The sequence below is a fragment of the Thioclava electrotropha genome (assembly GCF_002085925.2).
GTDB lineage: Bacteria > Pseudomonadota > Alphaproteobacteria > Rhodobacterales > Rhodobacteraceae > Thioclava > Thioclava electrotropha.
Genome location: NZ_CP053562.1, coordinates 3,840,660 through 3,867,598, shown reverse-complemented (window position 1 = coordinate 3,867,598; position 26,939 = coordinate 3,840,660). Strand labels below are relative to the sequence as shown.

21 protein-coding genes are annotated in these 26,939 nt (G+C 63.2%); 18 read left to right on the top strand and 3 right to left on the bottom strand.

Translation table 11 applies throughout. The features are described from left to right. Nucleotides 1-137: 137 nt before the first annotated feature. Entirely contained in the window at nucleotides 138-1,580 is a 1,443-nt protein-coding gene (locus AKL02_RS18420) for a DUF4214 domain-containing protein (protein ID WP_198453216.1), read from the top strand. Here the strand turns inward: AKL02_RS18420 and AKL02_RS18415 are convergent. Further along, nucleotides 1,577-2,974, bottom strand: a complete 1,398-nt coding sequence (locus AKL02_RS18415) for a phosphomannomutase (RefSeq protein WP_083079888.1) — start codon at nucleotides 2,972-2,974, stop codon at nucleotides 1,577-1,579. The two genes, AKL02_RS18420 and AKL02_RS18415, sit on opposite strands and share 4 nt — an antisense overlap. Before the next feature lie 145 nt (nucleotides 2,975-3,119). On the opposite strand from AKL02_RS18415, the gene AKL02_RS18410 reads away from it, so the two are divergent. Then, nucleotides 3,120-4,187 (top strand): DUF2793 domain-containing protein, encoded by a 1,068-nt coding sequence (locus tag AKL02_RS18410; protein WP_083079890.1) that lies wholly within the window; start codon nucleotides 3,120-3,122, stop codon nucleotides 4,185-4,187. Between the two features lie 3 nt (nucleotides 4,188-4,190). Here AKL02_RS18410 and AKL02_RS18405 read toward each other — a convergent pair whose 3' ends face one another. Together AKL02_RS18405 and AKL02_RS18400 are read right to left on the bottom strand one after the other, a co-directional pair. Beyond that, the gene (locus AKL02_RS18405; protein WP_083079892.1) at nucleotides 4,191-6,560 is read right to left on the bottom strand and encodes a glycosyltransferase; all 2,370 of its coding nucleotides are present in this window, start codon (nucleotides 6,558-6,560) and stop codon (nucleotides 4,191-4,193) included. Nucleotides 6,561-6,654: 94 nt separating this feature from the next. Then, complete coding sequence (locus tag AKL02_RS18400; protein ID WP_078571256.1) at nucleotides 6,655-7,149, bottom strand: DUF4405 domain-containing protein; 495 nt, start codon at nucleotides 7,147-7,149, stop codon at nucleotides 6,655-6,657. Between the two features lie 249 nt (nucleotides 7,150-7,398). Between AKL02_RS18400 and secE the strand changes: the two genes are divergently transcribed. From secE to fusA, 16 genes are all read left to right on the top strand, one after another. Further along, complete coding sequence (gene secE, locus AKL02_RS18395; RefSeq protein ID WP_075773824.1) at nucleotides 7,399-7,584, top strand: preprotein translocase subunit SecE; 186 nt, start codon at nucleotides 7,399-7,401, stop codon at nucleotides 7,582-7,584. A gap of 242 nt (nucleotides 7,585-7,826) precedes the next feature. Beyond that, on the top strand, nucleotides 7,827-8,366 hold the full coding sequence (gene nusG, locus AKL02_RS18390) for a transcription termination/antitermination protein NusG (RefSeq protein ID WP_075773825.1): 540 nt from the start codon (nucleotides 7,827-7,829) through the stop codon (nucleotides 8,364-8,366). 106 nt (nucleotides 8,367-8,472) lie between these two features. Beyond that, nucleotides 8,473-8,925 carry a 50S ribosomal protein L11 gene (rplK, locus tag AKL02_RS18385; protein ID WP_078521322.1) on the top strand — a complete coding sequence of 151 codons (453 nt, stop codon included), beginning with the start codon at nucleotides 8,473-8,475 and terminating at the stop codon, nucleotides 8,923-8,925. A gap of 3 nt (nucleotides 8,926-8,928) precedes the next feature. Then, the gene (gene rplA, locus AKL02_RS18380) at nucleotides 8,929-9,627 is read left to right on the top strand and encodes a 50S ribosomal protein L1 (protein WP_083079894.1); all 699 of its coding nucleotides are present in this window, start codon (nucleotides 8,929-8,931) and stop codon (nucleotides 9,625-9,627) included. A 259-nt stretch (nucleotides 9,628-9,886) separates the two neighbouring features. Continuing rightward, nucleotides 9,887-10,399, top strand: coding sequence for a 50S ribosomal protein L10 (rplJ, locus tag AKL02_RS18375; protein ID WP_078521320.1), 513 nt, complete (start codon nucleotides 9,887-9,889; stop codon nucleotides 10,397-10,399). Between the two features lie 66 nt (nucleotides 10,400-10,465). Then, complete coding sequence (gene rplL / locus AKL02_RS18370; RefSeq protein WP_078521318.1) at nucleotides 10,466-10,840, top strand: 50S ribosomal protein L7/L12; 375 nt, start codon at nucleotides 10,466-10,468, stop codon at nucleotides 10,838-10,840. Nucleotides 10,841-11,088: 248 nt separating this feature from the next. After that, nucleotides 11,089-15,225 (top strand): DNA-directed RNA polymerase subunit beta, encoded by a 4,137-nt coding sequence (rpoB, locus tag AKL02_RS18365; RefSeq protein WP_083079896.1) that lies wholly within the window; start codon nucleotides 11,089-11,091, stop codon nucleotides 15,223-15,225. A 50-nt stretch (nucleotides 15,226-15,275) separates the two neighbouring features. Beyond that, the gene (gene rpoC / locus AKL02_RS18360; protein ID WP_083079898.1) at nucleotides 15,276-19,502 is read left to right on the top strand and encodes a DNA-directed RNA polymerase subunit beta'; all 4,227 of its coding nucleotides are present in this window, start codon (nucleotides 15,276-15,278) and stop codon (nucleotides 19,500-19,502) included. A gap of 138 nt (nucleotides 19,503-19,640) precedes the next feature. Further along, nucleotides 19,641-20,351 (top strand): hypothetical protein, encoded by a 711-nt coding sequence (locus AKL02_RS18355; protein WP_083079900.1) that lies wholly within the window; start codon nucleotides 19,641-19,643, stop codon nucleotides 20,349-20,351. Between the two features lie 117 nt (nucleotides 20,352-20,468). After that, entirely contained in the window at nucleotides 20,469-21,218 is a 750-nt protein-coding gene (locus AKL02_RS18350) for a glycosyltransferase family 2 protein (RefSeq protein WP_083079902.1), read from the top strand. Between the two features lie 5 nt (nucleotides 21,219-21,223). Continuing rightward, nucleotides 21,224-21,529, top strand: coding sequence for a lipid-A-disaccharide synthase N-terminal domain-containing protein (locus tag AKL02_RS18345; protein ID WP_108722451.1), 306 nt, complete (start codon nucleotides 21,224-21,226; stop codon nucleotides 21,527-21,529). Continuing rightward, complete coding sequence (locus AKL02_RS18340; RefSeq protein ID WP_083079904.1) at nucleotides 21,504-22,952, top strand: ArnT family glycosyltransferase; 1,449 nt, start codon at nucleotides 21,504-21,506, stop codon at nucleotides 22,950-22,952. Before AKL02_RS18345 ends, AKL02_RS18340 begins: the two co-directional genes overlap by 26 nt. Then, the gene (locus AKL02_RS18335) at nucleotides 22,933-23,670 is read left to right on the top strand and encodes a phosphatase PAP2 family protein (RefSeq protein WP_165757054.1); all 738 of its coding nucleotides are present in this window, start codon (nucleotides 22,933-22,935) and stop codon (nucleotides 23,668-23,670) included. The genes AKL02_RS18340 and AKL02_RS18335 overlap by 20 nt, the downstream gene beginning before the upstream one ends. Nucleotides 23,671-23,914: 244 nt before the next feature. After that, entirely contained in the window at nucleotides 23,915-24,286 is a 372-nt protein-coding gene (rpsL, locus tag AKL02_RS18330) for a 30S ribosomal protein S12 (protein WP_038074720.1), read from the top strand. A 12-nt stretch (nucleotides 24,287-24,298) separates the two neighbouring features. Beyond that, on the top strand, nucleotides 24,299-24,769 hold the full coding sequence (gene rpsG, locus AKL02_RS18325; protein ID WP_075773836.1) for a 30S ribosomal protein S7: 471 nt from the start codon (nucleotides 24,299-24,301) through the stop codon (nucleotides 24,767-24,769). A gap of 18 nt (nucleotides 24,770-24,787) precedes the next feature. After that, nucleotides 24,788-26,911, top strand: coding sequence for an elongation factor G (gene fusA, locus AKL02_RS18320; protein WP_083079907.1), 2,124 nt, complete (start codon nucleotides 24,788-24,790; stop codon nucleotides 26,909-26,911). Nucleotides 26,912-26,939 lie beyond the last annotated feature (28 nt).

Below are 26,939 nucleotides of genomic sequence, written 5' to 3'. Positions count from 1 at the left end.
GGAGACGGAGGCGTCGAGAACGATCAGATTTCCGGTGGCGCTGGCGATGACCAAATCCGTGGCGGGGCGGGGCGGACATCCTGCAAGACGGCGGTGGCGCGGATTCCCTCTGGGGCGGCGAGGGGCAGGATCTGTTCGTGCTCGACGCGGACGGGCGCACCGATTTCATCATGGATTACGAGCCCGGCATCGACCGGCTCGACCTCTCGAGCATGGCGTGGTTCTACACCAAGGAGGCTTTGGACATCGCCCCGACCGCGACGGGGGCGGATATCCGGGTCGGCGATGAGCGAGTGATCGTGAATACCGCGGACGGCTCAAGCCTGAGCGCCGCGGATTTCGAAACCTCGGAGCTGCGCGATCTGTGGCATTCCGCGATCAACCCGCTCGAAGTCGGCGATATCCACAAGGAAGGTACCGCGCAGGGCGATCTGATCGACGGGCGCGGCGGCGATGATCTTCTCGTCGGCAATGACGGGTCGGATATTCTGCAAGGCATGGCTGGGGACGATCTGCTCAATGGCGGGCGGATCGATCGCAGTTACGACCCGTTCGCGGCACAGGTGTTCCGGGTCTATCAGGCGACGCTTGACCGGGCGCCGGATGGGAACGGTCTGCACTATTGGACGGACCTTCTGTCGAGCGGCGCGGTCGAACTGCAGGAGGTCGCGGATCGGTTCATCAACTCGCCGGAATTCCAGTCGAACTACGCGGAGACGAGCGACGCGGAGTTCCTGACGCTGCTTTACCAGAACGTGCTGGATCGGGACCCCGATGACGGGGGGCTGACCTATTGGCTCGACCAGCTGGATCAGGGGGTAAAAAGTCGGGAGGAGGTTGTTTTGGGATTTTCGGAAAGCCCGGAATTTCGGGATTCGACAGAGATCGACACGCTCATGCTGAGCCATGCCAGCGCGCAGACGGATTTCACCGATGACGTGTTCCGTTTGTATCAAGCGACGCTGGGGCGCGAGCCGAACCTTGGCGGGATGATGTATTGGAGCGAGATGCAGGCGGACGGGATGGAGTTCCTCGATGTCGTCTCGGGCTTCGTCAATTCGCCCGAATTCACGTCGACCTATGGCAATCTCGACGATGCCGGTTTCGTCTCGCTTCTCTATCAGAACGTCTTGGGGCGCGCACCGGATAGCGAGGGGCTGACATGGTGGGTCGATCAGCTCGACAGCGGGGGCTACACCCGCGAGAAAGTGGTCGCCTCATTTGCGCAAAGCCCCGAGATGATCACCCAGACGGCGCAGCCTCAGATCGATTGGTTCCGCTCTTTCGGCTTTGAGGATCAGCTCGATGGCGGCGAGGGGTACAATCTGCTGCAGGGCGGTGCGATGGCGGATCAGTTCGTCTTTCGCGCGGATGAGGACGGGCACCACGTCATTATCGATATCGAGCCCTGGGATCGGCTGAGCTTCGATGGCTTCAACTACAGCTCTGCTGCCGAAGCTCGCAGCCATATGGTCGAGGCGGGCTCCGGCGTGACCTTCACCGATCAGGGTGTCACGGTCGAATTCATCGATGCCGATCTCGGCCTGTTCACCGACGGAATGTTCGATGTCTCGGGCTAGGCGAGTTCAGTTCGTAGCGCCGCAAGATAGCGCGCCACGAGGGCCTGTGCGCGCTCCGGTGTCGAGGCTTCGGCGTAGCAACGGCATTCGGGCGCGTTGCCCGAGGGGCGCAGATGGACGATCTCGCCCGAGGGGAAGGTCAGGCGCAGCCCATCGGTGCGGTCGATCTGTTCGACCGGGGCGAAATCGCTGAAGAATTCCGCCCGGGCGGCGGGGTCGTCGGCAAGGCGGTCAATGAAGGCGCGCGAGCGGTCCGTCGGGACTTCGGCGACCCGGTCGGCTGCGGTGAAACGGGCGGGAAGCTGGGCGACAAGGCCGCTGAGGGCGGTGCCGGCCTGTTTCGCCGCAACAAGCGGCGCGACGATCGGCAGCAGGCAATCGCGAGTCGCGAGCGGCGCAATCGGCCCCGCAGGGCCCGTCGTGGTGAAGCCCAGGAGGAAGCCGCCATTGGGCTCATACCCCACGACCTTCGCGGCGGGATCGGCATCGCGCGCTGCCTCCATCGCGGCGATCACGAAGGGCGAGCCGATCTTCGTGCGATGGATGCTGTCGAATTCGGGCATCGCATCGACCATCGTATTGGCGGAGACCGGCGTGCAGAGGATTCTCGCCCCGAGAAGCCGTGCGGTCAGCGCGCCCAGAACGTCGCCGGGGATCAGCGTGCCGGTCTCGTCGCTCAGCATCGGACGGTCGGCATCGCCATCGGTCGAGATAACCGCATCGAGCCCATGTTCAGTGCACCAGCCTTGCAGGGTTTTGCGGGTCTCGGGATCGACCGCCTCGGTGTCGACGGGGATGAAAACGTCAGAGCGGGCGAGTGGCACCGCGGTCGCGCCCATCGCCTCTACCGCGGTGACGAGGATGTCGCGCGCGACCGAGCTGTGTTGATAGACGCCGATACGCAGCCCTGCGAGGGCGTCCGCCCCGAACCCGTCGACATAGCGCGCGATGTAGCGCGCCGCGCTGTCCGTCCCCGGGATTTCGGAGCCGGGCTTCTCGGTTGCGGGTTGGTCCCGACCGAGCCGGTCGAGGATCGCGGCCTCGTCCTCCTTCGCGATCTCGCCATGCGGGACGTAGAATTTCAGCCCGTTGCGATCCGCGGGAATGTGGCTGCCGGTGATCATGATCGCCGAATTGCCCGCCCCCATCGAGGCCAGCGCCAGAGCGGGCGTAGGCAGCGCGCCTTCGCGAATGGCGGTGAGGCCCGCGGCGCGGATCGCGGCGATGACGGTCTCGGCGATTGCGGGAGAGGAGGGGCGCAGGTCCCAACCGACGTGAACGGCTTCGCCTTGCGGGCAGGCCGAAATGAAAGCGCGGGTGTAATCGGTGACCAGCGCGTCGGTCAGTTCGGTGACGAGGCCACGCAGGCCGCTGGTGCCAAATTTCGGTGCCATATGTCCTCGAATGCTGCGCCGTTGAAATTGGGCCGAACCTAGGGGGAGGGGGGCGGACAGGCAAGCACCGTGCGCCGCTCTCAAACACGGTTAACGCCGGGTTCCTATCGTCGGCCTCCATCGCAACCCAGCGTAGGAACTCCCGATGTCCGATCAAACCGCCAATCTCGCGCTGCCGCTCATCCTTGGCAGCCAGGCCCAGAAACACGTCACCCATAACGAGGCGCTGCAACGGCTCGATGCGCTCGTGCAGCTTGCGGTGATTTCGCGCAGCGTGACCGAATCGCCGATCGGTCCGCCGGAGGGGGCGCGGTATGTGCTGCCGACCGGGGCGCTGGGCGCATGGGCAGGGCAGGACGGGGCGCTTGCGATCTTTGCGGCCGGGGCGTGGCAATTCCTGACCCCGCGTGAGGGCTGGCGCGCTTTCGTGCTGGATGAGGCGGTGGAGCTGGTCTTCGCCGCGGGCGCTTGGGACGTGCCGCCGTTGCCGGAGTTGAGCCAGCTCGACGGGGTCGGGATCATGACCGGCTATGACGCGGTGAACCGGCTTTCCGTCGCGGCGGAGGCCACGCTTCTGAGCCATGCCGGGGCAGGCCATCAACTCAAGCTGAACAAGGCGGCGGCGGGCGAGACGGCAAGCCTTCTGTTCCAGTCGAACTGGTCGGGCCGGGCCGAGATGGGGTTGGCAGGCAGCGACGATTTCGCGATCAAGGCGAGCGCGGACGGCGTGATTTGGTTCGAGGGGCTGCGCATCGACGCGGCCACCGGGCGCGCGACGTTGCCGCAAGGCGCGGTGATCGACGGGGCGCTGACGGGAAGCGGTGTCGTCGGCACGGTCGCGCAGGTTGGTGGCATGTCGACGGGCGCCGTGATCGAGCAGGGCAGCACCGCTTCGGGCGATTACATCCGCTTTGCCGATGGCACGCAGATTTGCTCGGCGCAGGTGAGTCTTGCTTACGTCGCGGATTGGGCACTCAAGCAGGATTGGGCCTATCCGGCGCAATTCGCGCAGGCGCCCTCTCTGAGTGTCGCGCTCGATGCGGACAGCCTCGCGGCGGGCAGCGCCATCGGTGCGGGCGCGATCTCCTTCGCGGGGGTCGAGGGCGTCACAAGCTCGGGCGCGCGCGCCGTGGTCTATGCCGCGAATGGCGCGAGTTTCCTCAGCGGTGAAAGCTGCGATCTGAGCGTCACCGCGATCGGACGCTGGGTGTGACGCTTACTCGGCGGGGCGGGCGAGCGGTTGGCGCGCCCCGTCGAGCCGGGTGAAGATCTCGGACAGGCGGGCACTGTAGCGCGCGGCAATCGCATCGGCGGAGAAGTGGCGGCGCACGAAGGCTTCGGCCTGCGCCGCCTTTTTTATGCGCGCGTCCGGGTCGCTGCGTGCCGCGCGGAACTGGGCGACCGCGGCGGCGTGATCCGGCTCGCCCCAGTGCATTCCGGGCTCGACATAGAGATAATCCTGCGGCGCGACTTCGATCTCGGACGCGGGCACGAGCCACGCAGTGACCTCGTTGCAAAATTCCAGATTGCCGGAATAGCCCGTGCACAGGACCGGCACGCCTAGCGCCATCGCCTCCAGCATGCCGAACCCCCAGCCCTCGGATCGATGCAGCGAAACGTAGAGGTCCGCGCCGGCCATCAGCTCCAGCACCCCTGCGTGATCGAGCGTCTCGTCGAGCAAAGCGATGCGCGGATCGGCTGCGACGAGCCGGTCGATTTCGGCCCAGAGCGTGGCCTGCGCTGCATCGCAGACATGGCCGCGATTTTGCGTCTTGATCAGCAGGCGCGCCTCCGCGTCCTCGGCGAAGGCTTCACGGAAGGCGTGGATCGTGCCGAGCGGGTTCTTCCGTTGCACGAAGGAGAAGCTGTCGAAACTGGCGAGGCAGACGAAGCTTTCCTCGGGCCAATCGTTGCGTTGGCGCAGGGCGCTGCGCGCGTGGGCGCGGTCGATGGCGGGCGGTTCGGGATAGCACATCCCGACATTCACCACCGGCGTGTCGGTTTCTTTGCGGTAAATCTCGGCGCAGTATTCCGAGGGCACCCAGACCTCGTCGACAAGGTCGAGCGCGAGGTGGTGACACGCCGGGGCGCGGTCCAACTCCCAATGCATATAGGCGATATTGTAAGCGCCAGAGTAGCTGTCGGCGTCGAAGGCGTAGGCCGGGGGGGGCGCGTCGCCATTCAGGTGCAGCAGGTTGATGCGCGCGGGGCGCGGCGCACCGGTCTTGGCGCCGTCTTGCGCGGGCGTCGGATTGTCGCGCGCGCTTTCCACCGCGTTGAGCGTGACGTCGCAGCGGGACAAAATGTCATGCGACAGCCGCGTCGATTGGCCCAACCCGGAGGCTTTCGCGAAGGGGCCGTGGATTTGGACATCGACGGGGGTGCCGTCGGGGATGGGGCGCGTGGCGGCGGCGATCCGATGGCCTTCGGGGGCGCGCAGGAAGGACATGCTCTCGAGGTCGAAACCCTTCGCGCGCAGCGCCGCAGCATAGCGCGCGCGGGTGATCGGCGGGCCGGGATGCAGTTGCGAGCAGACATCCGAGAGGCGGCCACCTTCGAGCAGCGTCTTCGTTTCGCTGCGGGGCAGGAAAAGCAGGATCTCGGGCCGTTCGACCGCGAGGATCATCGCGAGCACATGCAGCATCCGGCGGTGGCGCTCGGTCTTCGGCGAGAATTGCGCGAGCGGCGGGATCGCCTCGCGCAGGGTCAGAAGCCCGCGGGTCATCGGCCAGGGGCTGGAGCCTTTCGTCTCTGCCAGGGTCTCGATGAGGCTGTCGGGGAGGAGGCAATCGCCGAGCCCGAGCGACGGGGCGTCGCGGAGCGCCCATGCGGTCGCGTCGTCCGGGTCGCCGGTCTTGCCAAAGAGGTCCATCGCGCGGCTCGGTCCGCCGGGGTGGGGCTGCGCATTGAGCCAATCGATCGCGGCGCGGCTCAGCGGGATTTGCTGCGACGGATGCTGCGCGGCGTAGCTGTCGAGATACCAGCGCAGAATGTCCGCCACCGCCGCGTCGCTGCCATCGACGGGGAACTGCTCTGCCATGCCCGCGCGATGGCGCGCGTAATCGATGTAGGAAAAGAGAGGCGCGGGCAGGTCTTCGCCCTGCGCGGACCGCGACGCGAAAAGCGGTTGCTGCGCGGTCAGATCGGGCGTGTCCGCCTGCGCGGTGGACGCGGCGCGCAACGTGATGATCGGGCCATGCATATAGCGATGCAGGGCGTCTTTCTCTTTCGGAAGCGGCGTCGCGTCGGGGTCGAAGCACAGAGTGGCGATTGGGCCGCTGCCGGGAATGTAGAGGCTGATCTCGCCGCCTGCGGCCTCTTGCAGGGTCGCCGACAGCGGCAAGGCGAAACCGTGATTGCCCGCGCCGATGCCAGCCTGTGCAAGGTCGGCGCGAAACATCGCCGCGCGCCCCGAGATGAGCCGCCCGGCATTGCAATGAATTTCGATATCGAGCGGGGTGCCGTCGCCTTTTTTCGCGATCCAGCCGATCACCCTCCCGTTCTCGATCCGCTCCAGCGCGCCGCGATAGCCGCGCAGGCGATGGAGCAGTGAGATGGCTGACGGCGGCGGAACGAAAGTCGACATGCAATTCCTTGATGAAAAACAACCCTTGGTAGAGTTACCCTAGTCGATTGCGTGACAGTCGCAACCGCCTTGCCCCGCACGGCGCGACGGGCCGTTATTGCGGCTGCCCCATCAGTTGCTGGGCAAGCGTCGCGGCGGAGCTTTCGCGCGCCGAGGCGATTTCCGTCAGGCTTTGCGTCACATCGGCGTCCAGCTTGGCGGCGGCATCGGTGCCCGAGAGGCCGAGCACGGGTGCGGCCTCCGACAAAGGCGCGTCGAACAGCGCCTGCGCGATCGCGAATTGCGGAGGACCACCGCGCGCGCCGCTTTGAGAGCTCGTCGCGGCGGGAAGGACGAAGGCCAGCGCCGCCACGACCGAAAGCGCGAGCGCCAGCCCCATCGGCGCGCGTTTGAAGTAGTTGGTCATCGGTCGCCAGTTCTTCCAGATATGCAGCGCGAAGGGCACGATCAGCACCATCGAGAGCCATTCATGCATCCCGTGGAACCACGCGCTGCCCCAATGGAAGAACAAGGCGATTCCTGAAATCAAAGAGACGAGGAAAAGGCCGGTGATGAACGGCGTGGCGTAGCGGTTGAGGATGGCGGGCATCGATGGCTCCTGTCGAATCGCGGCTGTGCTGACCGCGCGGGTTGTCGGATGTTAAGTTGCACGTGCATCGATGGATTTTCCGTTATCAAAGCCGGCTTGCAGTGGGCGCATGGCGCCTGCGCGCGCGCAGAGCGCTGCAACAGCCTTGAAATCCGCGAGGGGAGCAAGTATCTGGCGGCAGTTGCGCCGAAAGCGGCGCGGTATTTTCGGCTCAAGGGCGCCGCATTGGGCGCGTAAGGAACGACGACGATGGCAAACCCACTCCAGTTTCTCCAGCAGGTGCGCTCGGAAGCGGGCAAAGTGGCTTGGCCGAGCCGCCGCGAAGTTCTGCTGACGACCGGCATGGTGCTGGCGATGGCTGCGCTGACGGCAATCTTCTTCTCGCTCGTGGACTGGGTCATCCGTCTCGGCGTGACGCAGGTGATCGGGAGCTGATAGGCTTCCGGCGCTCTCCGCCAGACCTCATTCGCAGTTGCGGCAAGGAAGTGATCGCGCTCCGGCCTTACGCTCTTGAAATCACAGGGCTCCGGCGGTAAAGGGGCGGGACTTTCCCAGAGGCGGCGTGCATCGATTCGCGTGGTGCGCGCTGTTTTTTATTCTGGGAGACACGGGTAATCCCGTGAAATAACAGGAATTTTCGGCGCTCCGGCGTCGTCGGCAAGGGGCAAAGAATCGGCATGGCGAAGCGTTGGTATTCGGTGAGCGTTCTCTCGAACTTCGAGAAGAAAGTGGCCGAGCAAATCCGTCAGGCCGTGATCGATCAAGGTCTGGAAGACCAGATCGAGGAAGTTCTGGTGCCGACCGAGGAAGTGATCGAGGTGCGTCGCGGCAAGAAAGTGACCTCCGAGCGTCGCTTCATGCCGGGCTACGTGCTGGTGCGGATGGAGATGACCGACAAGGGTTATCACCTGATCAACTCGACGAACCGGGTCACCGGTTTCCTCGGGCCGCAGGGCCGGCCGATGCCGATGGGCGATGCGGAAGTGAACCGCATCCTCAGCCGTGTCGACGAATCGGGTGAGCAGGCCGCGCCGCGCAGCCTCATCACCTTCGAGGTCGGCGAGAACGTGAATGTGACCGACGGGCCCTTCGAGGGCTTCTCGGGCATGGTCGAGGAAGTGGACGAGGCGGCGAGCCGCCTGAAAGTCACCGTCTCGATCTTCGGTCGGCCGACGCCGGTCGAACTGGAATACACGCAGGTGCAGAAAACCGCCTGAGTGTGAGCCGTGGGAGGCGAGGGGCCCTGCACGACAGGGACGCCCGGACCGAACCACTAAACTTCGCGACTCCCTAGGGGCGTGACAGTGATAAGGAGAGGGCCACATGGCCAAGAAAGTTGTTGGGCAGCTCAAGCTGCAAATTCCGGCAGGCGGCGCAAACCCGTCCCCGCCGGTCGGTCCGGCGCTGGGTCAGCGCGGGATCAACATCATGGAATTCTGCAAGGCGTTCAACGCCAAGACGCAGGAAATGGACAAGCAGGCGAAGATCCCGACGATCATCACCTACTACGCCGACAAGTCGTTCACCTTCGAGATCAAGCAGCCCACGGCTAGCTTCATGATCAAGCAGGCAGCCGGCCTCAAGCCGGTCGGCAAGCGTAACCGTCCGAAGGGTTCGGAAGCTCCGGGCCGCGTCGTCGCCGCGACCATCACCGCCGCTCAGGTACGTGAGATCGCCGAAGCGAAGATGAAGGACCTGAACGCCAACGACATCGAAGGCGCGATGAACATCATCCTCGGCTCCGCGAAGTCGATCGGTATCGAGGTGAAAGGCTAAGTCATGGCAAAGCTCGGTAAACGCACCAAAGCCGCCCGCGAAGCCTTCGCCGGCAAGTCCAACGTCTCCGTCGAGGAAGCCGTTTCGCTGATCAAGTCGAACGCGAACGCGAAATTCGACGAGACCCTCGAAATCGCAATGAACCTCGGTGTCGACCCCCGTCACGCCGACCAGATGGTTCGTGGCGTCGTCGCTCTGCCGAACGGCACCGGCAAGACCGTCCGCGTGGCTGTCTTCGCTCGTGGCGCGAAAGCGGATGAGGCCAAGGAAGCCGGGGCCGATATCGTCGGCGCCGAGGACCTGATGGAAACCATTCAGGGCGGCACGATCGAATTCGATCGCTGCATCGCGACCCCGGACATGATGCCGATCGTCGGCCGTCTGGGTAAGGTCCTGGGCCCGCGCAACCTGATGCCGAACCCGAAAGTCGGCACCGTGACGATGGACGTGAAAGCGGCTGTCGAAGCGGCGAAAGGTGGCCAGGTTCAGTTCAAGGTCGAGAAGGCCGGCGTCATTCATGGCGGCATCGGCAAGGTCTCCTTCTCCGAGGAGCAGCTGGCCGAAAACATCCGCGCCTTCGTGGATGCCGTGACCAAAGCCAGGCCCGCCGGCGCGAAAGGCACCTACATGAAGAAGGTGTCCCTGAGCTCGACGATGGGCCCGGGCGTCGCCGTCGACATCACGTCGGCGACCGGCAACTAAGAGAATTCCACCGGGGGAAACCTCGGTGGGTGGTAGGGCGGCGGCCTGACGCCTCCGCCCTGACCTGTCCGAGACGGAGGGTGCCTGATCCCGCAAAGGTGACGGCTTAATTTCCTTCCTGAGATGGGGATCGAGACCAATTCCGGGTTTGGGCCTTCGGGCCGATCTCGGGCGATCTGGCCTCGGGCCCTTCGGACCCGACCCCGGGAAACCGGGACAATGAGAGCCGGGGGGAAACCCCCATACTTGGAGTGTAACTGTGGATAGAGCCCAAAAAGAGAAAGTGGTCGAGGAACTCGGCCAGATCTTCGCAAGCTCTGGCGTCGTAGTGGTTGCTCACTACGAAGGCATGACGGTTGCTAACATGCAGGACCTCCGCGCACGCATGCGTGAAGCGGGTGGTTCGGTTCGTGTTGCCAAGAACAAGCTCGCCAAGATCGCCCTTGAAGGTCAGCCCTGCGAAAGCATCGCTGAATACCTGACGGGCATGACCGTGCTTTCCTATTCTGAGGATCCTGTCGCTGCGGCGAAAGTGGTCGTCAAATATGCCAAAGAGAACGAGAAACTCTCGATCCTCGGCGGCGCAATGGGAGACTCGGCACTCGACATCGCTGGTGTCAAAGCTGTCGCTGACATGCCGTCGCGTGAAGAGCTCATCGCTCAGATCGTGTCGCAGATCGGCGCACCCGCTTCGAACATCGCCGGTGCCGTTGGCGCGCCTGCTTCGAACATCGCGAGCATCCTTTCGACCATCGAGGAAAAGGCTGCGTAAGCAATCGACTTGTCCCGTAGCGGCTTGAAACCGCGACGTTGGAAACCCAAATCTAGGAACTGAAAAATGGCTGATCTAAAAAAACTCGCCGAAGAAATCGTGGGTCTGACCCTCCTGGAAGCCCAGGAACTGAAAACCATCCTGAAAGACGAATACGGCATCGAGCCCGCCGCTGGTGGCGCTGTCATGATGGCCGGTCCGGCTGCTGGTGGCGAAGAAGCTGCTGAAGAGAAAGACGAATTTGACGTCGTTCTCGTTGAAGCTGGCGCTCAGAAGATCAACGTGATCAAAGAAGTCCGCGGCATCACCGGCCTCGGCCTGAAAGAAGCCAAAGAGCTCGTTGAAGCTGGCGGCAAGGTCAAGGAAGGCGCTGCGAAAGCGGAAGCCGAAGAGATCAAGAAAAAGCTCGAAGACGCTGGCGCGAAAATCGAGCTCAAGTAAGCGAGCCGGATGCGACTGCATCCGATCTGAAAAAAGGGCTGGGTCCGGGGTTTTCCCGGGCCCAGCCGAACCTGTCTCGGAGAGGGCTTTGGCGCCCTGAAGCCCTCTCCAAGGCGGTGTTCGCGGTTCGGGAGCCTTTCGGTGGGACGAAAGGCAGGTATGGAACCGCCCCCCCTTCATTCGCCTTGCGGCGTGCAATGGGCCCCGACATTGCATGTGCCGCGAAGAGACGAAAGGTCACGCAGAGCATGGCTCAAGCTTACGTTGGTCAGAAACGCATCCGTCGCTATTACGGCAAAATCCACGAAGTCCTCGAAATGCCGAACCTCATCGAGGTTCAGAAATCCTCCTACGATCTGTTCCTGCGCTCCGGCGAAGTCGATCAGCCCACCGATGGCGAGGGTATCCAGGGCGTTTTCCAGTCGGTCTTCCCGATCAAGGATTTCAACGACAACGCCATCCTGGAGTTCGTGAAATACGAGCTCGAAAAACCGAAATACGATGTCGACGAGTGCCAGGCTCGCGACATGACCTATTCGGCGCCGCTGAAGGTTACCCTGCGCCTCATCGTGTTCGATGTGGACGAGGAAACCGGCGCGCGTTCGGTCAAGGACATCAAGGAACAAGACGTGTTCATGGGGGATATGCCCTTCATGACCAAGAACGGTACGTTCATCGTGAACGGCACCGAGCGGGTCATCGTGAGCCAGATGCACCGCTCGCCGGGCGTGTTCTTCGACCATGACCGCGGCAAGACCCACTCCTCGGGCAAGCTGCTCTTCGCCTGCCGCATCATTCCCTATCGCGGCTCGTGGCTGGACTTCGAATTTGACGCCAAGGACCTCGTCTTCGCGCGTATCGACCGTCGTCGGAAACTGCCGGTGACCACGCTGCTCTATGCGCTGGGTCTCGATCAGGAAGGCATCATGGATGCCTATTACGACACCGTCACCTACACCGCGAAGGGCAAGTCGGGCTGGGTCACCAAGTTCTTCCCCGACCGCGTGCGCGGCACCCGTCCGACCTTCGACCTCGTCGATGCGGCGTCGGGCGAAGTGATCCTGAAAGCGGGCGAGAAAGCGACCCCGCGCATGGTCAAGAAATGGCGTGACGACAACTCGGTCCCCGAGCTGCTCGTGCCGTTCGACCACATCATGGGCCGCTTCTGCGCCAAGGATATCGTCAACGACGAAACCGGCTTCATCTACATCGAAGCGGGCGACGAGCTGACGGCGGAATACGACAAGAACGGCGAGCTTTCGGGCGGTTCGATCAAGACGCTGATCGACAACGGCATCACCGAGATCCCGGTGCTCGACATCGATAACGTCAATGTCGGTCCCTACATCCGCAACACCATGGCGTCGGACAAGAACATGAACCGCGAAACCGCGCTCATGGATATCTACCGCGTCATGCGTCCGGGTGAGCCGCCGACCGTCGAGGCCGCGGACACCCTGTTCAACAGCCTGTTCTTCGACTCCGAGCGTTACGACCTCTCGGCCGTGGGCCGCGTGAAGATGAACATGCGTCTCGACCTCGATGCGCCGGACACCCAGCGCACGCTGCGCAAAGAGGACATCATCGCCTGCATCAAGGGCCTGGTGGAACTGCGCGACGGCAAGGGCGAGATCGACGACATCGACCACCTCGGCAACCGCCGTGTGCGTTCGGTCGGCGAACTGATGGAAAACCAGTATCGCGTCGGCCTGCTGCGCATGGAGCGCGCCATCAAGGAGCGTATGTCCTCGGTCGAGATCGACACGGTCATGCCGCAGGATCTGATCAACGCGAAACCGGCTGCGGCTGCGGTGCGTGAATTCTTCGGCTCCTCGCAGCTGTCGCAGTTCATGGACCAAACCAACCCGCTGTCGGAAGTCACGCACAAGCGTCGTCTCTCGGCGCTCGGCCCGGGCGGTCTGACCCGTGAGCGTGCCGGCTTCGAGGTGCGCGACGTTCACCCGACCCACTACGGTCGGATGTGTCCGATTGAGACGCCGGAAGGTCAGAACATCGGTCTGATCAACTCGCTGGCCACCTTCGCCCGCGTGAACAAGTACGGCTTCATCGAAACCCCGTATCGCAAGGTCAACGACGGTCAGGTCACCGACGAGGTGGTCTACATGTCCGCGACCGAGGAAATGCGTCACACCGTGGCGCAGGCGAACGCGACGCTCGATGAGAACGGCAAGTTCATCAACGATCTCGTCTCGACCCGCCAGTCGGGCGAATACGCGCTCAACCCGCCGGAAACGGTGGACCTGATCGACGTGTCGCCGAAGCAGCTGGTCTCGGTCGGTGCGGCGCTCATTCCGTTCCTCGAAAACGACGACGCGAACCGCGCTCTGATGGGTGCGAACATGCAACGTCAGGCCGTGCCGCTGCTGCGCTCGGAATCGCCCTATGTCGGTACCGGCATGGAAGCGACCGTCGCACGCGACTCCGGTGCTGCGATCATGGCGAACCGCGGCGGCATCATCGACCAGGTCGATGCGCAGCGTATCGTTATCCGCGTGACCGACGATCTCGAAGCGGGCGACGTGGGCGTGGACATCTACCGTCTGCGCAAGTTCAAGCGCTCGAACCAGTCCTCGACCATCAACCAGCGTCCGATCGTGAAAGTGGGCGACCGGGTGGTGAAGGGGCAGATCGTCGCTGACGGTCCGTCGACCGACATGGGCGAACTGGCTATCGGCCGTAACGTGGTCGTCGCCTTCATGCCGTGGAACGGCTACAACTACGAAGACTCGATCCTGATCTCCGAGCGGATCCACCGCGACGACGTGTTCACCTCGATCCATATCGACGAATACGAAGTGGCGGCCCGCGACACCAAGCTCGGCCCGGAAGAGATCACCCGTGACATCCCGAATGTCGGCGAGGAAGCCCTGCGCAACCTCGACGAAGCCGGGATCGTCTATATCGGCGCCGAAGTGGGGCCGGGTGACATCCTCGTCGGTAAGATCACGCCGAAGGGCGAAAGCCCGATGACGCCGGAAGAGAAACTCCTCCGCGCCATCTTCGGCGAGAAGGCATCGGACGTGCGCGACACCTCGCTGCGTCTGCCGCCGGGGGCCTACGGTACGATCGTGGAAGTCCGCGTCTTCAACCGTCACGGCGTCGACAAGGACGAGCGTGCGCTGCAGATCGAGCGTGAGGAAGTCGAGCGTCTGGCCCGTGACCGGGACGACGAGCTCGCCATTCTCGAGCGCAACATCTACGCGCGTCTCAAGACCCTGATCACCGGCAAGACTGCCGTGAAGGGGCCGAAAGGCGTCAAGGCTGGCTCGACCATCGACGAAGAACTGCTGGGCACCCTGTCGAAGGGCCAGTGGTGGCAGCTCGCGCTCGAAGACGAGGGCGACGCCAAGGAAGTCGAAGCCCTCAACGACCAGTTCGAGGCGCAGAAGCGCGCGCTCGACCTGCGTTTCGAGGACAAGGTCGAGAAGGTCCGTCAGGGCGACGATCTGCCTCCGGGCGTGATGAAGATGGTCAAGGTCTTCGTAGCTGTGAAGCGCAAGCTTCAGGCTGGCGACAAGATGGCTGGCCGTCACGGCAACAAGGGCGTTGTGTCGAAAGTCGTTCCGATGGAAGACATGCCGTTCCTCGCCGACGGCACCCCTGTCGATCTCGTGCTGAACCCGCTGGGCGTGCCGTCGCGCATGAACGTCGGTCAGATCCTCGAGACGCACATGGGCTGGGCTTCGCGCGGTCTGGGCAACCAGATCGACGAGGCGCTGAAAGCCTATCGTCGTAACGGCGACCTGACCCCGGTTCGCGAGGCGATGAAGATCGGCTATGGCGACGAGACCTACGGCGAGATCATCGAAGGTATGGATGACGAGGCGTTCATCGAGAGCGCCGAAGCCGTCCGCACCGGCGTTCCGATCGCGACCCCGGTCTTCGACGGTGCCAAAGAGGCCGACATCAACGACGCGCTCAAGCGTGCGGGCTTCAACGAATCCGGTCAGTCGATCGTGTTCGATGGCCGCACCGGCGAGCAGTTCGCGCGTCAGGTCACGGTGGGTGTGAAGTACTTCCTGAAGCTTCACCACCTCGTCGATGACAAGATGCACGCCCGTTCGACCGGTCCGTACTCGCTCGTCACGCAGCAGCCGCTGGGTGGTAAGGCGCAGTTCGGTGGTCAGCGTCTCGGGGAGATGGAGGTCTGGGCTCTGGAAGCTTACGGCGCCGCCTACACCCTGCAGGAGATGCTGACGGTGAAGTCGGATGACGTGGCAGGCCGGACGAAGGTCTACGAGTCGATCGTCAAGGGCGAGGACAACTTCGAAGCCGGCGTGCCGGAATCGTTCAACGTTCTCGTCAAAGAGGTCCGGGGCCTCGGCCTCAACATGGAACTCCTGGACGCGGAGGATGACGAGTGAGGGCGCAGGCCCTCCTCTAAGCCCTTCCGCCCTCATTCAAGGATTTACAGATGAACCAGGAACTGACCCAAAACCCGTTCAACCCGCTCGCGCAGCCGAAGGCGTTTGACGAGATCAAGATCTCGCTCGCCTCGCCGGAGCGGATCCTGAGCTGGTCCTTCGGTGAAATCAAAAAGCCGGAAACCATCAACTACCGTACGTTCAAGCCCGAGCGTGACGGTCTGTTCTGCGCACGCATCTTTGGCCCGATCAAAGACTACGAATGCCTGTGCGGCAAATATAAGCGCATGAAGTATCGCGGCGTCGTCTGCGAGAAATGCGGCGTCGAAGTCACCCTCCAGAAAGTGCGCCGCGAGCGTATGGGCCACATCGAACTGGCCTCGCCCGTCGCTCACATCTGGTTCCTCAAGTCGCTGCCCTCGCGCATCGGCCTGATGCTGGACATGACGCTGCGCGACCTCGAGCGTATCCTCTACTTCGAAAACTTCGTGGTGATCGAGCCGGGTCTGACCGACCTGCAATACGGTCAGCTGATGTCCGAAGAAGAGTATCTCGACGCGCAGGACACCTACGGCGCGGATGCCTTCACCGCCAATATCGGCGCTGAGGCTATCCGTGAAATGCTTGCTGGCATCGATCTCGAAGCCACGGCCGAGCAACTCCGCGAGGAGCTGAAGGAAGCCACGGGCGAGCTGAAGCCGAAGAAGATCATCAAGCGTCTGAAGATCGTCGAGTCGTTCCTCGAGTCGGGCAACCGTCCCGAGTGGATGGTGCTGACCGTGCTTCCGGTGATCCCGCCGGAACTGCGTCCGCTCGTCCCGCTCGACGGTGGCCGTTTCGCGACTTCGGATCTCAACGACCTCTATCGTCGTGTGATCAACCGGAACAACCGTCTGAAGCGTCTGATCGAGCTGCGTGCGCCCGACATCATCGTGCGCAACGAAAAGCGGATGCTGCAGGAATCGGTCGACGCACTGTTCGACAACGGCCGTCGCGGTCGCGTCATCACGGGCACCAACAAGCGCCCGCTGAAGTCGCTCTCGGACATGCTTAAAGGTAAGCAGGGTCGCTTCCGTCAGAACCTTCTGGGTAAGCGCGTCGACTTCTCGGGTCGTTCGGTCATCGTGACCGGCCCGGAACTCAAGCTGCACCAGTGCGGTCTGCCGAAGAAGATGGCGCTCGAACTCTTCAAGCCCTTCATCTACTCGCGCCTCGAGGCCAAAGGCCTGTCGAGCACCGTGAAACAGGCGAAGAAGCTGGTCGAGAAAGAGCGTCCCGAGGTGTGGGATATCCTCGACGAGGTCATCCGCGAGCACCCGGTTCTGCTGAACCGTGCGCCGACGCTTCACCGTCTGGGTATTCAGGCGTTCGAACCGATGCTGATCGAAGGCAAGGCGATCCAGCTGCACCCGCTCGTCTGTTCGGCGTTCAACGCTGACTTCGACGGTGACCAGATGGCCGTCCACGTTCCGCTCTCGCTGGAAGCCCAGCTGGAAGCGCGCGTGCTGATGATGTCGACGAACAACGTTCTGTCGCCCGCCAACGGCGCGCCGATCATCGTTCCTTCGCAGGATATGATTCTGGGTCTCTACTACGTGACCATGGAACGCGAAGGCATGAAGGGCGAAGGCATGTCCTTCTCCTCGGTCGAGGAAGTGGAGCACGCGCTCAACTCGGGCGAAGTGCATCTGCACGCCAAGATCACCGCGCGGATCAAGCAGATCGACGAAACCGGCAACGAGGTCTACGAGCGTTTCGAGACCACGCCCGGCCGTGTGCGCCTCGGCGCGCTGCTGCCGCTGAACGCGAAAGCGCCGTTCGAACTGGTGAACCGTCTTCTGCGTAAGAAAGACGTGCAGAACACGATCGACACCGTCTACCGTTATTGCGGTCAGAAAGAGTCGGTCATCTTCTGTGACCAGATCATGGGCATGGGCTTCAAGGAAGCGTTCAAGGCTGGCATCTCGTTCGGCAAGGACGACATGGTTATCCCCGACAACAAGTGGGATATCGTCGAAACCGTCCGCGACCAGGTCAAGGACTTCGAACAGCAATACATGGACGGTCTGATCACCCAGGGTGAGAAGTACAACAAGGTCGTCGATGCATGGTCGAAGTGTAACGACAAGGTCACCGACGCGATGATGAACACCATCTCCGCGCCGAAATACGACGAGAACGGTGCCGAGCAGGAACCGAACTCGGTCTACATGATGGCCCACTCGGGCGCTCGTGGCTCGGTGACGCAGATGAAGCAGCTGGGCGGCATGCGTGGCCTCATGGCCAAGCCGAACGGCGAGATCATCGAGACGCCGATCATCTCGAACTTCAAGGAAGGTCTGACCGTTCTTGAATACTTCAACTCGACCCACGGCGCCCGTAAGGGTCTGTCGGATACCGCACTGAAGACGGCGAACTCGGGTTACCTGACCCGTCGTCTGGTGGACGTCGCTCAGGACTGCATCGTGCGCACGCATGATTGCGGCACCGACCGCGCGATCACCGCGTCTGCGGCTGTGAATGACGGCGAAATCGTCGCTCCGATCTCGGAGCGCGTGCTGGGCCGTGTCGCGGCGGATGACGTGACGGTTCCGGGCGAGGACGAGGTGATCGTCCGCGCCGGCGAGCTGATCGACGAGCGCAAGGCCGACGCGATCGAGCAGGCGGGCGTGCAATCCGTCCGTATCCGCTCGGCGCTGACCTGTGAGGCCGAAGAGGGCGTTTGCGCGCTCTGCTACGGTCGCGACCTCGCACGCGGTACGCTGGTGAACCAGGGCGAAGCGGTGGGCATCATCGCGGCGCAGTCGATCGGTGAACCCGGTACGCAGCTGACGATGCGGACCTTCCACTTGGGCGGTGTTGCTCAGGGTGGCTCGCAGTCGTTCCTCGAGGCCAGCCAGGAAGGCAAGATCGAGTTCCGCAACGCCAACATCATCCTCAACGAGATGGGCGAGCAGATCGTCATGGGCCGGAACATGCAGCTCGTGATCGTGAACGATCAGGGTGAAGAGCTTGCCTCGCACAAGATCGGCTACGGCACCAAGGTCTTCGTGAAGGATGGCGAGGCAGTCGGTCGCGGCGACAAGCTGATCGAATGGGATCCCTACACCCTGCCGATCATCGCCGAGAAGCCCGGTAAGGTTCGCTTCGTCGACCTGATCTCGGGTATCTCCGTGCGCGAGGATACCGACGATGCGACCGGCATGACCCAGAAGATCGTGTCCGACTGGCGCGCTGCGCCCAAGGGCAACGAGCTGAAGCCGGAAGTTCTGATCCTCGGCGAGGATGGCGAGCCGGTCCGCAACGAAGCGGGCAACCCGGTGACCTATACCATGTCGGTGGACGCGATCCTCTCGGTGGAAGACGGTCAGGACGTGAAGGCGGGTGACGTCGTTGCGCGTATTCCGCGCGAAGGCGCGAAGACGAAGGACATCACCGGCGGTCTGCCGCGTGTGGCCGAACTCTTCGAAGCACGTCGTCCCAAGGATCACGCGATCATCGCCGAAATCGATGGCTATGTGCGCTTCGGCAAGGACTACAAGAACAAGCGTCGGATCGCGATCGATCCGCGTGATGATGGTCTGGAGCCGGCAGAGTACATGGTGCCGAAAGGCAAACACATCCCGGTGCAGGAAGGCGACTTCGTGCAGAAGGGTGACTACATCATGGACGGCAACCCGGCGCCGCATGACATCCTGCGCATCATGGGGATTGAGGCTCTGGCCGACTACCTCATCAACGAGGTACAGGACGTCTATCGACTGCAGGGCGTGAAGATCAACGACAAGCACATCGAGGTGATCGTTCGCCAGATGCTGCAGAAGATCGAGATCCTCGATTCCGGCGATACGACGCTTCTGAAAGGCGAGAATGTCGACAAGGCAGAGTTCGACGAGGAGAACGACAAGGTTGCAGCCCGTGGTGGGCGTCCGGCGCATGGCGAGCCCGTGCTGCTCGGCATCACCAAGGCCTCGCTGCAGACCCGGTCCTTCATCTCGGCGGCCTCCTTCCAGGAGACGACCCGCGTTCTCACCGAGGCTTCGGTGCAGGGCAAGCGCGACAAGCTCGTGGGCCTCAAGGAGAACGTCATCGTCGGCCGTCTGATCCCGGCGGGTACCGGTGGCGCGACCACCAAGGTCCGCAAGATCGCGACCGAGCGTGACTCCAAGGTCATCCAGCAGCGTCAGGCCGAGGCGGAAGCCGCGGCAGCGCTGGCGGCTCCGGCCGAGGCAGAGGCTGATTTCGGTCCGGTCGAGACGCCGGAAAGCCGCGATTGATCCACCTCCGGTTGGAGACGATCTGAAGCATCCCCCCGCGCGAGAGATCGCGCGGGGGTTTTTCTTTGCGCGAACCCGATCTCTGAGGCAGGGTAACGTCGAAAAGGCGAGAGCCTGTTTGCCGGAGGAGGGACCCCGATGATCCGCTTTGTCACCCCGTTCGCGCTGAGCGCGCTGATCGCCATGCCTGCCTTTGCGGGCGCCTATCAGGATGCGGAGGCGCAGCTGCGCAAGGCCTATGGCGACTACCGCGCGGCGCTGTTCCTGTCGAACCAGGGCAAGCAGCCGGAAACCAAGGCCGCGCTCGATCGCTTCGTCGGCGAGTGGCAGACGCTGTCCGACGCTTGGACCGCCGAGCCGCCGCCGCAATATGCCGATGACGCGGTTCTCGGCGCGACCTTCGACAAGGTCAGCGAGCTTGCGGCGAAGGCCGAGGAAGAGGTGGCCGCCGGGAACCTGCCCGAGGCGCATGAGACCCTCGAAGGGGTGCGCGACAGCATCGGCGATCTGCATATCCGCAATGGTATCGTGGGCTTCTCGGATCGGATGAACGCCTATCACGCGGAGATGGAAGAGGTGCTCGCGCGCGATTACGCCGGGATGGGCGGCGAGGGCGCACGCCAGTTGATCGCGGATGCCTCGCTGCTGAGCTACCTCGCGGCGCAGATCGTCAAGCATCCTGCGCTGGAGGCCGACACCGACATGGCCTATCAAAAGCTCGTGGACGGTTTCGCGGTCTCTGTTGCGTTCTTCTACGATGCGGCGATGGCGGGTGACATGGAACGTGCAATGGAGATGCGAAACGCCCTCAAGCCGAGCTATTCGAAGCTATTCGCGAAATTCGGCTGATCCGCCACAGGGACGCGGCTGCCCCGGGATGATCCGTTTACAAGACCGGGTGGCGGGTCTAATAGAGCCGCACCTTCGGCGCCATCCCGGCCCAGCGACAAGAGAGTTCCGGCACCCATGCCCGAGATTTCAATCGTGATCCCCGCGAAGAACGAAGCGCCGAACATCGCGGGGCTTCTCGACGAGATCGACACTGCCTGCGCGCCGGTCTGCGATTACGAGGTGATCGTGGTCGATGACGGCTCGGATGACGGGATGGACCAGATCCTGCGCGAGCGGATGAAGACGCATCCGAACCTGCGCCTGCTGCAGCACAAGAATGCGGCGGGTCAGCGGGCGTCGGGCGGTCAAAGCGCGGGCGTCCATTCAGGCGTTCGGGCCGCGAAGGGCAGCATCATCTGCACGCTGGACGGCGACGGTCAGAACCCGCCCTCCGAGCTTCCCGCCCTGATGGCGCCGCTGCGCGCGGCGAATTCCGAGAAGATCGGGCTGGTGGCGGGCCAACGCGTTGGGCGGCAGGACACGATGTCCAAGAAGCTGGCCTCAAAGGCGGCAAACAAGATCCGCGGCGCGATCCTGAAAGACGGCACCCGCGACACCGGCTGCGGCCTCAAGGCTTTCCGGCGCGAGGCGTTCCTCGCGCTGCCCTATTTCGACCATATGCACCGCTACCTCCCCGCGTTGTTCTCGCGCGACGGGTGGCAGGTGGCCCATGTCGACGTCGCTCACCGTTCGCGCGGCGGCGGCAGCTCGAATTACAACAACCTGCAGCGCGGTCTCGTCGGCATCGTCGACCTGATGGGCGTCGCGTGGCTTCTCCGTCGGCGCAAGAAAGCGCAGCCCGGCGAAGTGATGCGCGAGGAGTAACGCCTATGGACTGGCTGATGGATATGCTTCACGCGGATAGCGTTCTCGAGCTGTGGTGGGTCCTCTTCGGCCTGCTCGCGCAGCTCATGTTCACGGGGCGGTTTCTCGTCCAGTGGATCGCGTCCGAGCGCAAAGGCGAATCCGTGGTGCCGGTCGCATTCTGGTATTTCTCGCTCGCCGGCGGCGTGATGCTGCTGACCTATGCGCTCTATCGCAAAGACCCGGTCTTCGTTCTCGGCCAGTCGCTCGGCGTGTTCATCTACGGGCGCAATCTGTGGCTGATCCATGCCAAGCGTAAACGCGAAGCTTGAACGCAGGGTGGATCGGGACGGCTGGCTCGTCCCGGCCCTGATCGTCGTCGCCGCAGTCACCGCGCTGCGGCTGGTACTTCTTGCGTTCAACAAGACCGATCTCTTCGTCGATGAGGCGCAATACTGGCTCTGGGGCCAGCATCTCGATTTCGGCTATTACTCGAAACCGCCGCTGATCGGCTGGCTGCTGCGGGCGGTGACCGATCTGGCAGGCTCCGACGCGCCGTCCTGGGTGCGGATGCCGGGCGCTGTGCTGCACGGTATCACGGCGCTGGTGCTTGGCGCCTTGGGCGCCCGGATCGCGGGCCGTTCGGTCGCGATCTGGTCGGCGGCGATCTATGTCACGCTGCCCTTCGTCGCGGTCGGCTCGGTGCTGATCTCGACCGATACGGTAATGGCCCCGTTCTACGCGCTGAGCCTTTTGTTCCTGCATCGTACCGGCGAGAGCCGCCGCTGGTCGGACGCGCTCGCTGCGGGCGTGGCGGCGGGGCTAGCCTTCATGGCGAAATACGCCGCGATCTACCTGATCCCCGGTCTGGCGCTGGCAGCCCTTGTTGCGCCAGCGTGGCGGATCGGCTGGCGTAATATGGTGATTGCGGCGCTGGCCTTCGGACTGGTGATCGCGCCGAACGTGGTCTGGAACCTGAATAACGGGCTGACCACGGTCTCGCATACGATGGACAATGTCGGCTGGGTCCGCGAAGGGGCCGCGCTCAATTTCGGCTCGATGGCCGAGTTCGTCGCCTCGCAATTCGCGGTCTTCGGGCCGGTGACGATGGTGGCGCTGCTGATCGGCTATGCGGGCTGGGGCGATCCGGACAAGCGCGGGCTGGCGATGCTCTCGGTGCCGCCGCTGGTCGCGGTGACGATCGAGGCGCTGCTCGACCGCGCCTATGCCAATTGGGCGGTCGCGGCCTATTTCGCAGGGACGGTGCTGGCGGTGATCGTGCTGCGCGGCATCTGGCGCTGGATCGCGATCGTGATCAACGGTCTGATCGCGCTGTCGATCCCGCTGCTGACCGTTCTCGCGCCGTATCCGCAGAAGGATGGCGCGCCGCTTCTGAAGCGGTGGCTGGGGCAGGCCGATCTGAGCCGCCAGATCCTGACACTCGCGAAAGCGACCGACGTGCCGGTCTACACGGGCAATCGCGCGATCCTCGCCGATCTGTTCTATACCGGGCAGGATGCGGGCGTGACCGTCTACGCGCCGAAGCCTGTCGTGCGCGCCGACAGCTATTACGAGCAGATGTGGCCCTTGCCACAGGACTATTATGGTCGTTTGCTGGTGATCGCCAATAGCGCGCCCGATTGCGGCAGCGGTCCGGTTACCCCCGAGGCGCAGCTCGACGCGACGGGGACCTGGGCGGGCAAAGGCTATGCGGCTTATCTGGTGGAGGCGCGCTGTGTCCGTTCCGAAAATTGACATGATATTCGCGGGCCGCCTGTTGCTGGCGGCGTGGATCGGGGGCTTTCTGCTGTTCCGCTTCGTGCCGGAACTCGATCTCGGCGTCGCCGGGCTGTTCTACCGGGCAGGGGAGGGGTTCTCGGTGATCACCAATCCGCTCTGGGAGTGGCTGCGCCAGCGGATCTGGGATGTCTCGATCGTGCTGTTCCTCGTCTCGCTCGTGGCCTGGCCCTGGGCGGGGCTGCGCCATCGCACGGTGCTGCGCCTGCCGGCGCGGATCTGGGCCTTCGTCTGCCTGCTCTACCTGCTCGGCCCGATCGTGGTGGTGAACGGGGTCCTCAAGGCCAATTCGGGACGCGCGCGCCCGGCCGATGTCGATCTCTTCGGCGGCGCGCATCATTTCAGTCTTGCGGGCACCTTCACCGATCAATGCTCGCGGAACTGCTCGTTCGTATCGGGCGAGGTGGCGGCGGCGGTGGCGCTGGGGCTGCTGATCTGGCTCGGCGCGGAGCTGTCGCGGCTACGCCTCCCGCGCTGGGGATTGCTCTATCTGCGGGCCATCGGCGTCTTCGTCGCGGTCTTCATCATCGTGCAGCGGGTCGGCACCGGGCGGCACTTCCTGTCGGATACCTATTTCGCCGGGCTGGTGAGCCTTACGGTGGCCTGGCTGCTCTGGGGGATCCTCTTTGCGGGGTGGGGCGCGCAGCTCCTCGCACGGACCCGCCGCGAGAGTTGACAACCCAAACGACTCCCCCTATACGCCGCGCTACCTGACGGGCGAAGTCTGCCCGGAGGGTCGCCGATTTCTAGTGGTCATGATCCGGGCCTTCGCCCCGATCCTCTGGAATTCAACGCATTCGCCGCGGTCCTCGGGCCGGGGAGGAATGCGATTTGGCGTTTTCGCGAATCCGCGCGGAAACGCGTCGAGAAGTGGCGCCTCCGGAAACGGGGCGAGTATTGACAGCAGAACGGGGAACCGAATGCCGACGATCCAACAGCTGATCCGCAAACCGCGGCAGCCCAAGGTGAAGCGCTCTAAGTCGCAACACCTCCAAGAGTGCCCGCAAAAGCGTGGCGTTTGCACGCGCGTCTACACGACGACGCCGAAGAAACCGAACTCCGCTATGCGTAAGGTCGCCAAGGTGCGCCTGACGAATGGCTTCGAGGTCATTTCCTACATCCCGGGCGAAAAGCACAACCTCCAGGAGCACTCCGTTGTGCTCATCCGTGGCGGCCGTGTGAAAGACCTTCCGGGCGTTCGTTACCACATCCTGCGCGGTGTGCTCGATACGCAAGGTGTTAAAGACCGTCGTCAACGCCGTTCGAAATACGGCGCGAAGCGTCCGAAGTAAGGAGATCTCGAGATGTCTCGTCGTCACGCCGCTGAAAAGCGCGAAGTCCTGCCCGACGCCAAATATGGCGATCGCGTGCTGACCAAATTCATGAACAACCTGATGATCGACGGCAAGAAGTCCGCCGCCGAGAAAATCGTCTACAACGCGCTCAACCGCGTTGAGGGCAAGCTCAAGCGTGAGCCCATCGAGGTGTTCCACGAAGCCCTCGACAACGTGAAGCCTTCGGTCGAAGTGCGTTCGCGTCGTGTGGGTGGTGCCACCTACCAGGTTCCGGTCGAAGTGCGCCCGACCCGCCGCGAAGCGCTGGCTATCCGCTGGCTCATCGCTGCCGCCAAGTCCCGCAACGAGAACACCATGGAAGAGCGCCTCGCTGGCGAGCTTCTGGATGCGGTGAACTCGCGTGGTTCCGCGGTCAAGAAGCGCGAAGACACCCACAAGATGGCCGACGCGAACAAAGCGTTCAGCCATTATCGCTGGTAATAACGGAAGGACGCCACAATGGCTCGCGAATATCCCCTAAAGCGTTATCGCAACTTCGGGATCATGGCGCATATCGACGCTGGTAAAACCACGACGACCGAGCGCATCCTGTTCTACACCGGCAAGTCGCACAAGATCGGCGAAGTGCACGACGGTGCTGCTACCATGGACTGGATGGAGCAAGAGGCCGAGCGCGGCATCACCATCACCTCGGCAGCAACGACGACTTTCTGGCAGTGGCAGGAAGATCCGACCGCCGAAGGTACGGATGATACCAAGTTCCGTATGAACATCATCGACACCCCCGGCCACGTCGACTTCACCATCGAGGTGGAGCGTTCGCTGGCCGTGCTCGACGGCGCTGTTGCGCTGCTCGACGGGAACGCCGGTGTTGAGCCGCAGACCGAGACCGTGTGGCGTCAGGCTGACCGCTACAAGGTTCCGCGCCTCGTCTTCGTCAACAAGATGGACAAGATCGGCGCGGACTTCTTCAACTGCGTGAAGATGATCAAAGACCGCACCGGTGCGACCCCGGTTCCGGTGAACTTCCCGATCGGTGCCGAAGATCAACTCGAAGGCATCGTCGACCTGGTCACCATGGAAGAGTGGGTCTGGAAAGGCGAAGATTTGGGCGCTGCCTGGGTTCGTCAGCCGATCCGTGACGATCTGAAAGCGACTGCGGACGAATGGCGTTCGCACCTCATCGAGAACGCCGTCGAGCAAGACGACGACGCGATGATGGCCTATCTCGAAGGCGAAGAGCCCGATATCGCAACGCTGCGCAGCCTGATCCGTAAGGGCACGCTGTCGCTGTCCTTCGTTCCGGTTCTGGGTGGTTCGGCCTTCAAGAACAAGGGTGTCCAGCCGCTGCTCAACGCCGTGGTCGACTTCCTGCCCTCGCCGCTCGACGTGCCCGCCTACATGGGCTTCTCGCCGGACGACGAGACGGAAACCCGGAACATCGCGCGTCACGCCGATGACGAAGAGCCGCTCTCGGGTCTCGCCTTCAAGATCATGAACGACCCCTTCGTGGGCTCGCTCACCTTCACGCGCCTCTACTCGGGCACGATGAAGAAGGGCGACTCGATCCTGAACGCGACCAAAGGTCGTAAAGAGCGCATCGGTCGTATGATGATGATGCACTCGAACAACCGGACCGAGATCGAAGAAGCATATGCAGGCGACATCATCGCGCTGGCCGGTCTGAAAGAGACCACCACCGGTGACACGCTGTGCGACCCGAACAACCAGGTCGTTCTCGAAACGATGACCTTCCCTGATCCGGTGATCGAAATCGCCGTGGAGCCGAAGTCGAAAGCCGACCAGGAGAAGATGGGCCTCGCCCTTCAGCGCCTGGCAGCCGAAGACCCGTCCTTCCGCGTCGAGACCGATATCGAGTCGGGTCAGACCATCATGAAGGGCATGGGCGAACTTCACCTCGACATCCTGGTCGACCGCATGAAGCGCGAGTTCAAGGTTGAGGCGAATATCGGTGCTCCGCAGGTGGCCTATCGCGAGACGATCAGCCACGCGACCGAGATCGACTACACGCACAAGAAGCAGACCGGCGGTACCGGTCAGTTCGCGCGCGTCAAGCTCGAGATCACGCCGACCGAGCCGGGCGAAGGTTATTCGTTCGAGAGCCGCATCGTTGGTGGTGCTGTTCCGAAGGAATACATCCCGGGCGTCGAAAAGGGCATCAAGTCGGTCATGGACTCCGGTCCGCTGGCAGGCTTCCCGGTGATCGACTTCAAGGTTGCGCTGGTTGACGGTGCTTTCCACGACGTCGACTCCTCGGTGCTCGCCTTCGAAATCGCTTCGCGTGCCGCGATGCGTGAAGGTCTGCGCAAGGCTGGCGCGAAGCTGCTCGAGCCGATGATGAAAGTCGAAGTGGTGACCCCGGAAGAATATACCGGTGGCATCATTGGCGACCTGACCTCGCGTCGGGGCCAGGTGCAAGGTCAGGACACCCGCGGTAACGCGGTCGTCGTGAACGCCTTCGTGCCGCTCGCCAACATGTTCGGCTACATCAACAACCTGCGTTCGATGTCCTCGGGCCGTGCGGTCTTCACGATGCTCTTCAGCCATTACGAAGCCGTGCCGCAGAACATCTCGGACGAGATCCAGAAGAAATACGCGTAAGGGACGTGCGCCGGGGCAACCCGGCGCC

Excerpts from the sequence above, each read along its gene's own strand:
- AKL02_RS18415 (WP_083079888.1), bottom strand. The coding sequence starts at position 2,974 with ATGGCACCGAAATTTGGCACCAGCGGCCTGCGTGGCCTCGTCACCGAA.
- AKL02_RS18410 (WP_083079890.1), top strand. The coding sequence starts at position 3,120 with ATGTCCGATCAAACCGCCAATCTCGCGCTGCCGCTCATCCTTGGCAGC.
- AKL02_RS18405 (WP_083079892.1), bottom strand. The coding sequence starts at position 6,560 with ATGTCGACTTTCGTTCCGCCGCCGTCAGCCATCTCACTGCTCCATCGC.
- AKL02_RS18400 (WP_078571256.1), bottom strand. The coding sequence starts at position 7,149 with ATGCCCGCCATCCTCAACCGCTACGCCACGCCGTTCATCACCGGCCTT.
- secE (WP_075773824.1), top strand. The coding sequence starts at position 7,399 with ATGGCAAACCCACTCCAGTTTCTCCAGCAGGTGCGCTCGGAAGCGGGC.
- nusG (WP_075773825.1), top strand. The coding sequence starts at position 7,827 with ATGGCGAAGCGTTGGTATTCGGTGAGCGTTCTCTCGAACTTCGAGAAG.
- rplK (WP_078521322.1), top strand. The coding sequence starts at position 8,473 with ATGGCCAAGAAAGTTGTTGGGCAGCTCAAGCTGCAAATTCCGGCAGGC.
- rplA (WP_083079894.1), top strand. The coding sequence starts at position 8,929 with ATGGCAAAGCTCGGTAAACGCACCAAAGCCGCCCGCGAAGCCTTCGCC.
- rplL (WP_078521318.1), top strand. The coding sequence starts at position 10,466 with ATGGCTGATCTAAAAAAACTCGCCGAAGAAATCGTGGGTCTGACCCTC.
- rpoB (WP_083079896.1), top strand. The coding sequence starts at position 11,089 with ATGGCTCAAGCTTACGTTGGTCAGAAACGCATCCGTCGCTATTACGGC.
- rpoC (WP_083079898.1), top strand. The coding sequence starts at position 15,276 with ATGAACCAGGAACTGACCCAAAACCCGTTCAACCCGCTCGCGCAGCCG.
- AKL02_RS18355 (WP_083079900.1), top strand. The coding sequence starts at position 19,641 with ATGATCCGCTTTGTCACCCCGTTCGCGCTGAGCGCGCTGATCGCCATG.
- AKL02_RS18350 (WP_083079902.1), top strand. The coding sequence starts at position 20,469 with ATGCCCGAGATTTCAATCGTGATCCCCGCGAAGAACGAAGCGCCGAAC.
- AKL02_RS18345 (WP_108722451.1), top strand. The coding sequence starts at position 21,224 with ATGGACTGGCTGATGGATATGCTTCACGCGGATAGCGTTCTCGAGCTG.
- AKL02_RS18340 (WP_083079904.1), top strand. The coding sequence starts at position 21,504 with ATGCCAAGCGTAAACGCGAAGCTTGAACGCAGGGTGGATCGGGACGGC.
- rpsL (WP_038074720.1), top strand. The coding sequence starts at position 23,915 with ATGCCGACGATCCAACAGCTGATCCGCAAACCGCGGCAGCCCAAGGTG.
- rpsG (WP_075773836.1), top strand. The coding sequence starts at position 24,299 with ATGTCTCGTCGTCACGCCGCTGAAAAGCGCGAAGTCCTGCCCGACGCC.
- fusA (WP_083079907.1), top strand. The coding sequence starts at position 24,788 with ATGGCTCGCGAATATCCCCTAAAGCGTTATCGCAACTTCGGGATCATG.